The following is a 14,444-nucleotide window of genomic DNA, read 5'->3' as shown; positions in this document are numbered from 1 at the left end:
GGTCTCGTCAGCGGCACACCGGGCGTCAGCCCTGCGGGGTGACGCTCCACGTGCCGGCGGTCTTCACGGCGAGGACGCCTGGCAGCGCGAGGTCGTACGTCTCGGTGAACGCCTCGGAGTCGCCGAACATGCGCGACGCCTCGCGCGTGACCCCGAAGTACCGGCCCTGGAACGAGTCCTCGGGGCCCGCCGGCGTCCACGACACCTCCGCGCTCGTCGTGCTGCCGTCGAGCCGCAAGACGGTCGGCCCCGTGCCCGACTGCGGCCCTGCGACGGGCGGCAGGTCGTTCCAGCTCTCGAACCGCAGGGACCACTCCCCCGACGCTTCGAGCCAGATCGACTGCTGCGGCGCGGAGTCCTCGAAGACGTCCATGAGGTACGACCCGGTCGTCTCACCGAGCGCGCCCGGGTACGGCGTGACGTCCGTCGGCGCCATGAACGCGCGCGTCCCTGCGCAGTCGCCGCAGTCCAGGTGCACGACGACGGCGAAGTCGCCGTCGCGCGCGAACGTCACGGCGGCGCTCCCTGTCCCGCTCGCCGCGGCGGGTGCACCGGCGGCGACCGTTCCCGCGTCCACCGCCTGAGCGGGTGGCGCGGAGGGACGGTCGGCGAGCGGGTCGACCACCTCGGGCGTCGTCTCCTCCGACGGCTCGTCGCGCGTGCCCGGCGCGTCTTCGGTGGCCGTCGGGCTCGGGGCGGAGGCCCCCGGAGCGACCTCCGGCTCCCCGGTGGCCGTGCACCCGCCGAGCGCGACGACCGCGGCCGTCACGATGGCCAGCGTGACGACGGCGGACGCAGCCCGGCGACGGCGCGGCGATCTCTCCGGACGTGCGCTCACGGGACCAGCCTCGCAGGGACCGGACGGTTCCTGCGCGCTCGTCTCATCCCCGACGCCACCGGCCCCGGTCAGTCGCGCGCCTGCCAGGTGCACACGCACGCCTCGTTGCCCTCGGCGTCGGCCAGGACCCAGAACGCGGGCGCGCGACGGTCGGACACGAGGTGCCCGCCCGCGGCGATGGCGGCGGTGACGCGCGCCTCCGCGACGTCGTGCGGGACCGTCACGTCCACGTGGATGCGGTTGCGCTGCTCGCGCGGCGCATCCATCTGCTGGAACCAGAACGCCGGGGCGCGCCCGCTCGGGTCGCGGAGCTCGGGCGCGGGCAGCTCCGGGGCGCCCTCGTCGAACCCGAGGACCGCGCGCCAGAACGGCTGCACCGCCGTGCCGACGAGGGTGTCGATCGCGATCTCGAGGTCCTGCACCGCCGTCGGGTCCGCGACGAGGTCGAGCTCGCGCGCCGCCGCGGAGATCTGCCGGGCGAGGGCCACATCGCGCGCGCTGACGCCCCCGACGTCGTGCGAGGCCAGCCGGACCGTCACCGTCCCGTACCGCAGGTCGACGTCGGGGTGGTGGTTCGCCGCCTCGGCGAGCTCGCCGATCGCGTCGACGAGCTCCACCCCCGCGGTGAACGACCCCGTGCGGAACAGCGTCTGCACCGTCCTGAGGATGAACCGCCAGTCCTCGACGCCGTCGCTGTCGTGGAACTGGCGCGCGGTGATGCGGTCGTCCGCCGTCTGGGTCATGGCCGTCCTCCGGGGTGCGTCGCTGCGGCGAGGTGCGACACCACGCTAGTGCGCGCCTCCGACGCCCGCGCGCTCCGCGGTCACTCGAGGATCGCGCCGCGCGACGCCGACTGGACCAGCTTGGCGTACTTGGCGAGCACCCCGCGCGTGAACGTCGGGGGCAGCGGCGCCCACCCGTCGCGACGCGCGGCGAGAGTGTCCGCGTCGACGAGCAGGTCGAGCGTCTTGTTCGCGACGTCGAGCCGGATCGGGTCGCCGTCGCGCACGAACGCGATGGGGCCCCCGTCGACCGCCTCGGGCGCGACGTGCCCGACGCACAGGCCGGTCGTCCCGCCGGAGAAGCGGCCGTCCGTGAGCAGCAGGACCGTCTTGCCGAGCCCCGCGCCCTTGATCGCGCCCGTGATGGCGAGCATCTCGCGCATCCCCGGGCCGCCCTTGGGCCCCTCGTACCGGATGACGACGACGTCCCCGTCCGTGATCGTGCCGTCCTCCAGGGCGTCGAGCGCCGCGCGCTCGCGCTCGAAGACGCGGGCGGTGCCCTCGAACACGTCCTCGTCGAACCCGGCGGACTTCACGACGGCGCCCTCGGGTGCGAGCGACCCGTGCAGGATCGTGATGCCGCCCGTGTGGTGGATCGGGTCGTCGAGGGCCCGCAGGATCTTGCCGTCCGGGTCGGGCGGGTCGATCTCGGCGAGGTTCTCCGCGACGGTGCGGCCCGTGACGGTGAGCGCGTCGCCGTGCAGCAGGCCGGCGTCGAGCAGGGCCTTCATGACGACGGGCACGCCGCCGATGCGGTCGACGTCGTTCATCACGTAGCGCCCGAACGGCTTGAGGTCGCCGAGGTGCGGCACGCGGCTCGCGACGCGGTCGAAGTCGGCGAGCGTGAGGTCGACCTCGGCCTCGTGCGCGATGGCGAGCAGGTGCAGCACCGCGTTGGTGGAGCCGCCGAACGCCATGACGACGGCGATCGCGTTCTCGAACGCCTCCTTCGTCATGATGTCGCGCGCCGTGATGCCGAGCCGCAGCAGGTTGACGACGGCCTCGCCCGAGCGGTGCGCGAACGCGTCCCGGCGCCGGTCCGCCGACGGCGGCGCCGCCGAGCCGGGCAGCGACATGCCCATCGCCTCGGCGACCGACGCCATCGTGTTCGCCGTGTACATGCCGCCGCACGCGCCCTCGCCGGGGCAGATGGCGCGCTCGATGCGGTCCACGTCCTCGCGGCTCATGAGCCCGCGCGCGCACGCGCCGACCGCCTCGAACGCGTCGATGAGCGTGACGTCCTTCTCCGTGCCGTCGGAGAGCTTGACCCAGCCGGGCATGATCGAGCCCGCGTAGAGGAACACGCTCGCCAGGTCCAGCCGCGCGGCCGCCATGAGCATCCCGGGCAGGGACTTGTCGCACCCGGCGAGGAGGACCGTCCCGTCGAGGCGCTCCGCCTGGACGACCGTCTCGACCGAGTCCGCGATGATGTCGCGGCTCACGAGCGAGAAGTGCATCCCCTCGTGGCCCATGGAGATGCCGTCGGAGACGGAGATCGTCCCGAACTGCAGCGGGTACCCGCCGCCCGCGTGCACGCCCTCCTTCGCGCCCTGCGCGAGCCGGTCGAGCGACAGGTTGCACGGCGTGATCTCGTTCCACGAGCTCGCGATGCCGATCTGCGGCTTGGCGAAGTCCTCGTCGCCCATGCCGACGGCGCGCAGCATGCCGCGCGACGCCGTCGCCTCCAGGCCGTCGGTGACCTGGCGGGAGCGCGGCTTGAGGTCGGGTCCGGCGTCGGACCCCGAGGTGTGCCCAGTCATGACCCCACTCTAGGAACGGCACCGGCGCGGGGCGCGGCGGGACGCGCCGGACGCGCCGCGGCACGGAGGCGCGCCCGGCCCGTGCAGGCCCGAGACGGGCCGACCGCGGCGCGAGGCGCACGGCATCATGGGGCCGTGCACACACGCCCCGGAGCCGTCCGAGCTCTCCTGCCCGTCCTCGCCCTGGCCGCGACCGCCGCGTGCGCGGCTCCCGCGCCGTCGGGCACGAGCCCCGGCTCCCCTACCTCCGCGACGTCCGCCCCCGCACCGGACGCGACGACCGGGACGCCCGACGACGCCGCGACCGCGACGGAGACCGCGAGCGCCGAGGAGGCTCCCCAGGGGCAGGTCGAGACGCCCGAGGAGTCGTTCCGCGCGTGGCTGGCCGCGAGCCGCGCGCCGGACGTCGAGGTCGCGTGCGGCTACCTCGCACCGGAGCTCGTCGACCGGATGGTCGCCGAGATGACGGCACAGGGGTGGCCGGGCATCACGGACTGCGCGTCGATGACCACGACCACCGCCGTTCTCTACGCGGCCGTGGGCGACGTGCCGGAGGTCGAGGTCGGCGTCCGCGAGGAGCGCGCCGACGCGACGGTGCTGTCCGTCGTCTACGACGGCGGCGACTGCGGGACCGCCGTCATGGTGCCGCAGGGCACGCGGTGGGTCGTCACCGAGCAGTCCGAGGAGGAGTGCTGACCCTCGCCGCGTAGGGCTCCGCGCCCGGGCACGACGACGGGCCCGCACCTCGGGAGGTGCGGGCCCGTCGTCGTCGGGTCAGCGGCGCTTGATCAGCGACACGTCGCGGACGGCGCCGCGGTCGGCGGACGTCGCCATGGCGGCGTAGGCCTGGAGGGCGGGCGAGACGTAGCGGTCGCGGTCGACCGGCTGCCACGGGTTCTCGCGCGCCTCCATCTTGGCGCGACGTTCGGCGAGCACGTCGTCGGGCACGTTGAGGCGGATGAGGCGGGTGTCGACGTCGATCTCGATCTCGTCGCCGTCCTCGACGAGGCCGATGACGCCGCCCGCGGCGGCCTCGGGCGAGACGTGGCCGACGGAGATGCCCGACGAGCCGCCGGAGAAGCGGCCGTCGGTGATGAGCGCGGTGACCTTGCCGAGGCCGCGGCCCTTGATGAACGACGTCGGGTACAGCATCTCCTGCATGCCGGGGCCGCCCGCGGGCCCCTCGTAGCGCACGACGACGACGTGGCCGGGCTGGACCTGCTTGGTGAGGATCTTCTCGACGGCCTCGTCCTGCGACTCGCAGACGAGCGCCTTCCCGACGAAGTGGAAGACGTCCGGGTCGACGCCGGCGGTCTTGAACACGGCGCCGTCCTCGGCGAGGTTGCCGCGCAGCACGGCGAGCCCGCCCTCGACGGTGTACGCGTGCTCGAGGTCGCGGATGCAGCCCTCGGCCGCGTCGGTGTCGAGCGACTCCCAGCGGTTCGACGTCGAGAACGCCTGCGTGGTGCGCACTCCCCCGGGCGCCGCGTGGAACAGCTCGACGGCCCGCTCGGTCGCCTTGCCGCCCCGGACGTCCCAGTCGTCGAGCCACTCGCGCAGCGTCGGCGTGTGCACGCTCGTGACGTCGTGGTCGAGCAGGCCCGCGCGGTCGAGCTCGCCCAGGAGGGCGGGGATGCCGCCGGCGCGGTGCACGTCCTCCATGTGGAAGTTCGGGTGGTTCGGCGCGACCTTGGACAGGCACGGCACCTGGCGGCTGATGCGCTCGATGTCGGTGAGGTCGAAGTCGACGCCCCCCTCCTGCGCAGCGGCGAGGATGTGCAGCACGGTGTTCGTCGAGCCGCCCATCGCGACGTCGAGCGCCATGGCGTTCGAGAACGCGGCCTTGGTCGCGATCGAGCGGGGCGCGACGGAGTCGTCCTCGTCCTCGTAGTAGCGCTTCGCGAGCCCGACGATCGTGCGGCCGGCCTCGAGGAAGAGCTCCTTGCGCGCGGCGTGCGTCGCGAGGGTCGAGCCGTTGCCGGGGAGCGACAGGCCGAGCGCCTCGGTGAGGCAGTTCATCGAGTTCGCGGTGAACATGCCGGAGCACGACCCGCACGTGGGGCACGCGTTCTCCTCGACCTGGGCGAGCGCGGCGTCGGACACCGCGTCGTCGGCCGAGTAGTTGATCGCGTTGACGAGGTTGAGCGGGGTCTTCGCGACGCCGTCGGCGACGACCGCCTTGCCCGCCTCCATGGGCCCGCCGGACACGAAGATCACGGGGATGTTGAGCCGCAGCGCGGCGTTGAGCATGCCGGGCGTGATCTTGTCGCAGTTCGAGATGCACACGAGGGCGTCGGCGCAGTGCGCGTTGACCATGTACTCGACCGAGTCGGCGATGAGGTCGCGGCTCGGGAGCGAGTAGAGCATGCCGCCGTGGCCCATGGCGATGCCGTCGTCGACGGCGATGGTGTTGAACTCCTTGGAGACGCCGCCGGCCTCGCGGATCGCGGACGCGACGAGGTCGCCCATGTCCTTGAGGTGTACGTGGCCGGGGACGAACTGCGTGTACGAGTTGGCGATCGCGATGATCGGCTTGCCGAAGTCCTCCGCGCCCATGCCGGTCGCGCGCCAGAGGGCGCGGGCGCCGGCCATGTTGCGGCCGTGGGTGGACGTCCGAGAGCGCAGGGGGCGGCTCATTCCGGGTCAGCTCCTTCGACGGGGTGCTGCGACCGATCCTCCGGCCGCCGGGTCACATTACGCCTCGTCGGGGCGGTCCGGCCGAGGCGTCCGCCTCGTGGTCGTGCGGCCTACGTACGTAGCCACGAGGGACCTACGGGATGTCCACGCGATCCGGACGTAAGGGTTGAACCGCCTCGCGTACCCCTGCCACCGTGGGCGAGCACGTCACGGCCGGACGACCACCGCGACGCCTCGACGGGGAGCGGCACACCGCTCGGGTCGGGGCAGGTCCTCGCCGGCCCCGACCCGACCACTTCTCTCCCCGAGGGGGCACCTCCATGTCCACGTCCACCACGTCCGCGCCGCCCGGCGCCACCCCGGGGGCCGCAGCGCGCACCACCGACCCCGTCACCCAGGGCGACGTCGTCACGCGCTCGTCGGCCCGCCACGCCCTCGCGCTCACGCGGATCGGCACGGCCGTCGTCTTCCTGTGGCCGTTCACCGACAAGCTCGTCGGCCTCGGGTACGCGACCCCGCGCGAGCGCGCGTGGCTCGCGGGGGGCGCACCCACGCAGGGCTACCTCGAGAACGGCGCCCAGGGCCCGCTCGCGAGCACGTTCGCCGCGATGGCGAGCCCCGTCACCGACTGGCTCTTCATGCTCGGGCTGCTGGGCGTCGGCCTCGCGCTCCTGCTGGGGATCGGCCTGCGGGTCGCCGCGGTGAGCGGCACGGTCCTGTTCGCGATGCTGTGGCTCTCGCAGTGGCCGCTCGCGGCCGGTTCGAACAACCCGGTCGTCGACGACCACGTCCTCGTGATCCTGCTACTCGCCGTCCTCGCGACGACGCTCGCGGGCGACACGTGGGGCCTCGGCCGACGCTGGGCGGCCCTCCCCCTCGTGCGCCGGGCGGCCTGGCTGCGCTGACGCGCCGCGGGACTGGCACCACCACGGGTGCAGGACCGGAGCGGGGCCGCGACGTCGCGGCCCCGCTCCGTCGTCCGACGCCGCCCTCAGGCCCCGGCGGTGTGCGCGCCCTCGAGCTCGTCGGCGTGGCGGATGTGCCGCGTGACCCACGGCGCGAGCGCGAACAGCGCGAGCGCGAACACGAGGGTGATCGCGCCGATGCCGCCGAAGTACGCGGTGTCGGAGGCACCCTCGGTGACCTGCACGACCTGCGCCGTGATGGCCTGCCCGGCGGCGGGCGCGAGGAACCACAGGGCCATCGCCTGGGACCGGAACGCCTTCGGCGCGAGCAGGGTCGTCGCGGCGAGGCCGACCGGCGACAGGCACAGCTCGCCGAGCGTCTGGATCACGTAGACGAGCACGAGCACCCACGACGGCGCCTTGCCGTCGCCGACGACGGCCGACGCGGCCGCGAGGAAGAGGAACGACACCGACGCGAGGGTGAGGCCGATCGCGAACTTGTTGGCCGTCGTCGGGCGGTCGCCCGTCTTGAGCCAGATCCACGCGAACACGGGCGCGAGGACGATGATCGACAGCGGGTTCACCGACTGGAAGAACTCGGGGCTGATGCCCACGCCGAAGAACGTCAGGTCGGTGCGGTCCTTCGCGAACGCCGAGAGCGTCGTGGCCGCCTGCTCGAAGATCATCCAGAAGAGCATCGCCGCGACGAACAGCGGGATGTACGCGATGACACGCGGCCGCTCGGCGTCCGTCACGCGCGGCGAGCGGTACATGACGATGAAGTACGCGATCGGCGCGAGGAACGCCAGGTAGGACATCGTGTCGATGAAGGTCGAGATCTCGAACCCGCCCGCGACGAGGACGGCGACCAGACCGACGAGCACCACGCCGCCCGCGATGAGGAGGAAGATCCGCGCGATCTTCGCGCGCTCCTCGGGGCGGACGGGGTTGGGCACGTGCGCGCCCGCCTCGCCGAGGTAGCGCCGGCCCGCGACGAAGAACACGAGCGCGACCGCCATGCCCACCGCGGCCACGGCGAAGCCCGCGTGGTACCCGCCCCAGGCGCGCGCGGCGCCCACGAGGAACGGCGCGACGAACGAGCCGAGGTTGATGCCCATGTAGAAGATCGAGAAGCCCGAGTCGCGGCGCGGGTCGTCGCGCGCGTACAGCTCGCCGACCATCGACGACACGTTGGGCTTGAGCAGGCCGGTGCCGAGCGCGACGAGCGCGATGCCCACCATCGAGAAGCCCGTGCCGGGGATCGTGAGGCTCACGTGCCCGGCCGCGATGATGATGCCGCCGTACAGGACCGAGCGCCGGGACCCGATCACGCGGTCCGCGAGCCAGCCGCCCACGACGGACAGCAGGTACACGCTCGTGCCGTAGATCGACACGAGCGCGAGGCCCGTCGTCTCCCCGATGCCCAGGCCGCCGTTCGCCACGGTGTCCGTGAGGTAGAACAGCAGGATCGCGCGCATCCCGTAGTAGCTGAACCGCTCCCACAGCTCGGTGGTGAAGAGCGTCAGCAGCCCGCGCGGGTGCCCGAAGAACGCGTGGTCCCCGACGATGGCCCCCGCGGCGGGCCCGTCGGCCGCGCCCACTCCGGCCGCGGTACCCGGCCCGAGGGGCGGCGCCCCGGCCTCCGGCTCGGTGCGCGCCTCGCGCCCGAGCGCGCGGCGTCGCGCGTCGTCCTGCTCTCGTCGGTCGTCGCCACCCATCCTGCGATGCTCCCACCGGCGTGCACCGCCTGCGACCGTTAGCGTGGCCGGATGCCGACGCTCTGGTGGTGCCGCCGCGACCTCCGCCTCGCCGACAACCCGGCCCTCGTCGCGGCGGTGCAGGCCGCCCGGGACGCGGACGACGAGGTCGTCGCGCTCTACGTGCTCGACCCGCGCCTGTGGGGCTCCGCGGGCGACCCGCGCCGCGCCTACCTCGCGCGGAGCCTCGCCGCGCTCGACGAGGCGACCGGCGGCCGGCTCGTCGTCCGGCACGGCGACCCGCGCGCCGTCGTGCCCGCCGTCGCGCGCGAGGTCGAGGCGCGCGAGGTGCACGTCGCGGCGTCGTTCGAGCCCTACGGCGTCGCCCGCGACGTCGCGGTCGAGGAGGCGCTGCCCGACGCCGGCGCGCACCTCGTGCGCACCGGCTCGCCCTACGCCGTCGCGCCGGGGCGCCTGCGCACGCGCACCGGGACCCCGTTCCAGGTCTTCACGCCGTTCCGCGACGCGTGGGTCGAGCACGGCTGGCGCGACCCGGCGCCGCGACCGCGCGACGTGCCGTGGGCCACGCTCCGGTCGGACGGCGTCCCCGCCGACCCCGGTACCGACGCCCGGCTCCCCGCCGCGGGCGAGGCCGCGGCGCGGCGCCGCTGGCGCGACTTCCTCGCGGACCACCTCGCGGGCTACGCGACGGAGCGCGACCGCCCGGACCGGCCCGCGACGTCGGGCATGTCCGTGCCGCTGAAGTGGGGCGAGCTGCACCCGCGCACGCTCCTCGCCGACGTGCGGAGCGCCCTGCACGACGGGTCCGCGCCGTCCGACGACGCGCTCGCCTACCGCTCCGAGCTCGCGTGGCGCGAGTTCCACGCCGACGTCCTGTTCCACCACCCGGGGGCGGCGCAGCGGTCGCTCCGGGACGTCGTGCCCGAGGACGCGTGGGCGGAGGGTGCCGCCGAGGACGCGTACCTCGCCGCGTGGGCCGAGGGCCGCACGGGCTACCCGCTCGTCGACGCCGGGATGCGCCAGCTCCTCGGCGAGGGGTGGATGCACAACCGCGTGCGGATGGTCGTGGCGTCGTTCCTCGTCAAGGACCTGCACGTGCGGTGGCAGCGCGGCGCGGAGCACTTCATGGCGCACCTCGCGGACGGCGACGTCTCGCAGAACCAGCTGAACTGGCAGTGGGTCGCCGGGACGGGCCGCGACGCCGCGCCGTACTTCCGCATCTTCAACCCCGTCACCCAGGCGAAGAAGTTCGACCCCGACGGCTCGTACGTGCGCCGGTGGGTGCCGGAGCTGCGGGAGGTCGAGGGCCGGGCGGTCCACGAGCCGTGGACGCTGCGCGAGCAGCCGACCGGGTACCCGGAGCGGATCGTCGACCACGCCGTCGAGCGGAAGGTCTCGCTCGACGACTTCGAGCGGGCCCGGCGCGCCTGACGCATTTTTCTCAACCAGAGGGTTGACGACTCTGCGGACGCGGCGTAGCGTCGTTGTCAACCAATGAGTTGACGAACCGGACGCCGCACCCCGGCGCCCCACGAGGAGGTCCTGTGACGGCCGACCCGCTCTCCCGCGTGTTCTCGGCGCTCGCCGACCCCACGCGCCGCGACATGGTGGCCCGGCTCGCGTCGGGAGACGCCAGCGTCGGCGAGCTCGCCCGGCCGTACGACATGTCCGTCCAGGCGGTGTCCAAGCACCTGCGCGTGCTCGAGGACTCCGGCCTGGTGACCCGCACGACGGACGCCCGGCGCGCCCCCGTGCACCTCGAGGCGGAGGTGCTGGACCTCATGACGAAGTGGATCGAGCGCTACCGGCGCGAGGCCGAGGACCGCTACCGCCGCCTCGACGACGTCCTGCGCGACCTGCCCGACCGACCGGGCACCACCGAGAACGACCCGACGACAGGAGCAGCACCATGACCACCACCGGCACCCACGAGACCGAGATCGTCGTCCCCACGGACCTCCCGATCGTCCGCATCGTGCGCGAGTTCGACGCGCCCGCGGCGAAGGTCTTCCGCGCCCACCTCGACCCGGAGCTCTTCGCGCGCTGGAACGGCCCGCGCTACCTCACCCAGCGCAACGAGCTCTGGGACGTGCGCACGGGCGGCGCGTACCGGTACGTCCAGGTCGACCCGGACGGCAACGAGTACGCGTTCTTCGGCAGCGTCCACGAGGTGCGCCCGGACGAGCTCATCGTCCAGACGTTCACGTTCGAGGGCTTCCCCGACGGCGTCTCGCTCGACCGCCTCGTGTTCGAGGACCTGCCCGACGGCCGCAGCCGGCTCACCGCGACGTCGCTCGTCGACTCGTTCGAGGGCCGCGACGGCTTCGTCGCGAGCGGCATGGAGGTCGGCGTCCGCGAGGGCTACGAGCAGCTCGACGAGCTCCTCGCGCAGTCCTGACCCCGACGCCCTCCACCCCGCCGAGGTAGAGCCCCGGTCCGCCGAGGTAGAGCCGTGGTCGCGACCAGGGCTCTACCTCGGGCGACCAGGGCTCTACCTCGCGCTCGACGAGGGGCGGCACCCACCAGCGGTGCCGCCCCTCGTCGTGTACGGGTCAGGTGGTTCCCCGTGCCCGGCCCCCGCGGCCGGGCACGGGAGTCTCAGCCCCTCACGCGTCGCCGCGCGAGAGCAGGCGGCCCGTGGGGCGGTCGAGGGTGATCTCCTCGCCCCGCAGGTACGTCGCGACGACGGCGCCCGAGAGCGCGCGGTCGGCGTACGGCGTGATGGGGTTCTTGTGGTGCAGGGCCTTCGGGTCGACGACGAACGCCGTGTCCGGCTCGACCACCGCGAGGTCCGCGTCGAAGCCGAGCGCGATCGAGCCCTTGCGCCGCAGGCCCGCGACGGCCGCCGGGCGAGCCGACATCCACTCGACGACGCGCGCGAACGGCACGCCGCGCGTCCGCGCCTCGGTCCACACGATCGCGAGCCCGAGCTGGAGCGACGACACGCCGCCCCACGCCGTCCCGAAGTCGCCCGTGTCGAGCTCCTTGAGGTCGGGCGTGCTCGGCGAGTGGTCCGAGACGATGCAGTCGATCGTGCCGTCGAGCAGCCCCTCCCAGAGCAGCTCGCGGTTGTCGATCTCCCGGATGGGCGGGCAGCACTTGAACTGCGTCGCGCCGTCGGGGATCTCCTCGGCCGCGAGCGCCAGGTAGTGCGGGCACGTCTCGACCGTGAGGCGCACGCCCTCGCGCTTCGCGCTCCGGATCATCGGCAGCGCGTCCGAGCTCGACAGGTGCAGCACGTGCGCGCGCGCCCCGGTCCAGCGCGCCGCCTCGATCACCGCGGCGATCGCGACGTTCTCCGCGCCGCGCGGGCGCGACGCGAGGAACGTGTCGTAGTGGTCGCCGTGCGGGGTGGGCGCCCGCTCGATCGCGCGCGAGTCCTCGGCGTGCACGAGCATGAGCCCGTCGAAGTCGGCGAGCAGGCGCAGGTCGGCCTCCAGCTCGTCCGGCTCGAGGTACCCGAACTCCTCGACCCCCGAGTGCAGCAGGAAGCACTTGAACCCGAACACGCCCGCGTCCCACAGGGGCCGCAGCTCGTCCGCGTTGCCGGGCACGGCGCCGCCCCAGAACCCGACGTCGACGAACGCCTGGTCGCGCGCGACCTTCTGCTTGGTCTCGAGCGCCTCGACGTCGACCGTCGGGGGGATCGAGTTGAGCGGCATGTCGACGATCGTCGTCACCCCGCCCGCGGCGGCGGCCCGCGTCGCGGACGCGAACCCCTCCCACTCGGTGCGCCCCGGCTCGTTCACGTGCACGTGCGTGTCGACGAGCCCGGGGACCAGCACCTGGTGCGGCCCCAGCTCGACGACGCGCGCGCCGTCGAGCCCCGCGCCGAGCGGCTCGATCGCGCGGACCACTCCCCCGACGACACCTACCTCGCGCGGGTGCTCGCCACCGGCGACGAGCACGCGCTCGCCGCGCACGACGAGGTCGTACTCGTGCCCGCGACCGCTCACCTCACCCGTGCCCATCGCGCCCTCCGTCATGTCTCCTGCTCCCTGGGTGCGGCGTGCTCAGTCGAGCAGCGCGGTGGCGGTGGGGGCGTCCTCGGCCGAGATCGCGAGGTCCTCGAACTCGTTGACGCCCGTGATCTCGACGCCCATGGCGATGTTCGTGACGCGCTCGAGGATGACCTCGACCACGACCGGCACGCGGAACTCCGCCGCCATGGCCTGCGCCTTCGCGAACGCCTCGCCGAGCCCCTCGGGGTCGGTCACGCGGATCGCCTTGCAGCCCAGGCCCTCGGCCACCTTGACGTGGTCGACGCCGTAGCCGCCCAGCTCGGGCGAGTTGACGTTCTCGAACGACAGCTGGACGTGGTAGTCCATGTCGAAGGCCCGCTGCGCCTGGCGGATCAGGCCCAGGTAGGAGTTGTTCACGACGACGTGCACGTACGGCAGGTTGAACTGCGCACCGACCGCGAGCTCCTCGATCATGAACTGGAAGTCGTAGTCGCCCGAGAGCGCGACGACCGGCTCGTCCGGCACGGCCTTCGCGACGCCGAGCGCCGCCGGCCCCGTCCAGCCGAGGGGCCCGGCCTGGCCCGCGTTGATCCAGTGCCGCGGCTTGTACACGTGGAGGAACTGCGCACCGGCGATCTGCGAGAGCCCGATGGTCGTGACGTAGCGCGTCTCGGGGCCGAAGGCCTTGTTCATCTCCTCGTACACGCGCTGCGGCTTGATCGGGATCTCGGTGAAGTGCGTCTTGCGCTGCAGCGTCCGCTTGCGCTCGGCGCACTCGGCCGCCCAGCCCGCGTAGTCGCGCGCACGGCCGGCGTCGCGGCGCTCGCGCGCGACCTCGACGAACAGCTCGAGGGCCGCCTTCGCGTCCGAGACGATGCCGTAGTCGGGCGCGAACACGCGACCGATCTGCGTCGGCTCGATGTCGACGTGGACGAACGTGCGGCCCGCGCGGTACGTGTCGAGGCCGCCCGTGTGGCGGTTGGCCCAGCGGTTGCCGATGCCGAGCACGAAGTCGGACGCGAGCAGGTTCGCGTTGCCGTAGCGGTGCGACGTCTGGAGACCGGCCATGCCGGCCATGAGCGCGTGGTCGTCCGGGATGACGCCCCAGCCCATGAGCGTGGGGATCACGGGGACGCCGAGCGTCTCGGCGAGCTCGACGAGCAGGTCCTCGCCGCCCGCGTTGACGATGCCGCCGCCCGCGACCAGCAGGGGACGCTCCGCCGCGAGCAGCAGGTCGATCGCCTTCTCGGCCTGGGCGCGCGTCGCCGTCGGGCGGTGCACGGGCAGCGGCTCGTAGGTCGCCGGGTCGAACTCGATCTCCGTGAGCTGCACGTCGATCGGCAGGTCGACGAGCACCGGGCCCGGGCGGCCCGAGCGCATGAGGTGGAACGCCTGCTGGAAGACCTGCGGCACCTGCCCGGCCTCGAGGACGGTCTTGGCCATCTTCGTCACCGGAGCGGCGATGCTCGCGATGTCGACGGCCTGGAAGTCCTCCTTGTCGAGCTTGGCGACCGGCGCCTGGCCCGTGATGCAGAGCATCGGGATCGAGTCGGCCCACGCGGCGTAGAGGCCGGTGATCATGTCGGTGCCCGCGGGGCCCGACGTCCCGATGCAGATGCCGATGTTCCCCGGCTTCGCACGGGAGTAGCCGTCGGCCATGTGCGACGCGCCCTCGACGTGACGCGCGAGCACGTGGTCGATGCCGCCGTGCGCGCGCATCGCGGAGTAGAAGGGGTTGATGGCGGCGCCGGGCAGGCCGAAGGCCTGGGTCGCGCCCTCGATCTCGAGGATCGCCACTGCGGCGTCCACCGCACGCATACGAGGCATGGTTTCTCTCCTTGC

At 73.4% G+C, this 14,444-nt stretch carries 12 protein-coding genes; 5 read left to right on the top strand and 7 right to left on the bottom strand.

Going from position 1 to position 14,444, the window contains the following annotated elements; genetic code table 11:
• Positions 1 to 25: 25 nt before the first annotated feature.
• The 3 genes from MT994_RS18280 to ilvD (MT994_RS18270) all read right to left on the bottom strand — a co-directional run bounded on the left by MT994_RS18280 (position 26) and on the right by ilvD (MT994_RS18270) (position 3,380).
• Positions 26 to 838 (bottom strand): hypothetical protein, encoded by an 813-nt coding sequence (locus MT994_RS18280; RefSeq protein ID WP_354807411.1) that lies wholly within the window; start codon positions 836 to 838, stop codon positions 26 to 28.
• 68 nt (positions 839 to 906) lie between these two features.
• Positions 907 to 1,581, bottom strand: coding sequence for a VOC family protein (locus tag MT994_RS18275; RefSeq protein WP_354807409.1), 675 nt, complete (start codon positions 1,579 to 1,581; stop codon positions 907 to 909).
• Positions 1,582 to 1,661: 80 nt separating this feature from the next.
• Complete coding sequence (gene ilvD / locus MT994_RS18270) at positions 1,662 to 3,380, bottom strand: dihydroxy-acid dehydratase (RefSeq protein WP_021482630.1); 1,719 nt, start codon at positions 3,378 to 3,380, stop codon at positions 1,662 to 1,664.
• A gap of 135 nt (positions 3,381 to 3,515) precedes the next feature.
• On the opposite strand from ilvD (MT994_RS18270), the gene MT994_RS18265 reads away from it, so the two are divergent.
• Positions 3,516 to 4,076 carry a hypothetical protein gene (locus tag MT994_RS18265; RefSeq protein WP_354807407.1) on the top strand — a complete coding sequence of 187 codons (561 nt, stop codon included), beginning with the start codon at positions 3,516 to 3,518 and terminating at the stop codon, positions 4,074 to 4,076.
• Positions 4,077 to 4,154: 78 nt separating this feature from the next.
• Here MT994_RS18265 and ilvD (MT994_RS18260) read toward each other — a convergent pair whose 3' ends face one another.
• Positions 4,155 to 6,017, bottom strand: coding sequence for a dihydroxy-acid dehydratase (gene ilvD / locus MT994_RS18260; RefSeq protein ID WP_085387612.1), 1,863 nt, complete (start codon positions 6,015 to 6,017; stop codon positions 4,155 to 4,157).
• Positions 6,018 to 6,337: 320 nt separating this feature from the next.
• On the opposite strand from ilvD (MT994_RS18260), the gene MT994_RS18255 reads away from it, so the two are divergent.
• Entirely contained in the window at positions 6,338 to 6,922 is a 585-nt protein-coding gene (locus MT994_RS18255; protein WP_354807405.1) for a DoxX family protein, read from the top strand.
• 86 nt (positions 6,923 to 7,008) lie between these two features.
• On the opposite strand, the gene MT994_RS18250 is transcribed toward MT994_RS18255, so the two are convergent.
• Positions 7,009 to 8,640 carry a peptide MFS transporter gene (locus MT994_RS18250; protein ID WP_354807403.1) on the bottom strand — a complete coding sequence of 544 codons (1,632 nt, stop codon included), beginning with the start codon at positions 8,638 to 8,640 and terminating at the stop codon, positions 7,009 to 7,011.
• 51 nt (positions 8,641 to 8,691) lie between these two features.
• Here MT994_RS18250 and MT994_RS18245 point away from each other — a divergent pair, with 51 nt between their 5' ends.
• From MT994_RS18245 to MT994_RS18235, 3 genes are all read left to right on the top strand, one after another.
• Complete coding sequence (locus MT994_RS18245) at positions 8,692 to 10,071, top strand: deoxyribodipyrimidine photo-lyase (RefSeq protein ID WP_354807401.1); 1,380 nt, start codon at positions 8,692 to 8,694, stop codon at positions 10,069 to 10,071.
• Positions 10,072 to 10,184: 113 nt separating this feature from the next.
• Complete coding sequence (locus MT994_RS18240; RefSeq protein ID WP_043654229.1) at positions 10,185 to 10,553, top strand: metalloregulator ArsR/SmtB family transcription factor; 369 nt, start codon at positions 10,185 to 10,187, stop codon at positions 10,551 to 10,553.
• Positions 10,550 to 11,038, top strand: a complete 489-nt coding sequence (locus MT994_RS18235; protein WP_085387610.1) for an SRPBCC family protein — start codon at positions 10,550 to 10,552, stop codon at positions 11,036 to 11,038. The genes MT994_RS18240 and MT994_RS18235 overlap by 4 nt, the downstream gene beginning before the upstream one ends.
• Before the next feature lie 208 nt (positions 11,039 to 11,246).
• On the opposite strand, the gene allB is transcribed toward MT994_RS18235, so the two are convergent.
• Both allB and gcl read right to left on the bottom strand, forming a co-directional pair.
• Positions 11,247 to 12,626 carry an allantoinase AllB gene (gene allB / locus MT994_RS18230; protein ID WP_085387609.1) on the bottom strand — a complete coding sequence of 460 codons (1,380 nt, stop codon included), beginning with the start codon at positions 12,624 to 12,626 and terminating at the stop codon, positions 11,247 to 11,249.
• Between the two features lie 27 nt (positions 12,627 to 12,653).
• Positions 12,654 to 14,429, bottom strand: a complete 1,776-nt coding sequence (gene gcl, locus MT994_RS18225; protein WP_021481125.1) for a glyoxylate carboligase — start codon at positions 14,427 to 14,429, stop codon at positions 12,654 to 12,656.
• Between the last annotated feature and the right edge of the window lie 15 nt (positions 14,430 to 14,444).

Source organism: Cellulosimicrobium sp. MI9406, assembly GCF_040595865.1.
Taxonomy (GTDB): Bacteria; Actinomycetota; Actinomycetes; order Actinomycetales; family Cellulomonadaceae; genus Cellulosimicrobium; species Cellulosimicrobium funkei.
Note: the sequence above shows the minus strand (reverse complement) of the source record. Positions and strands in the feature narration are given on the sequence as shown.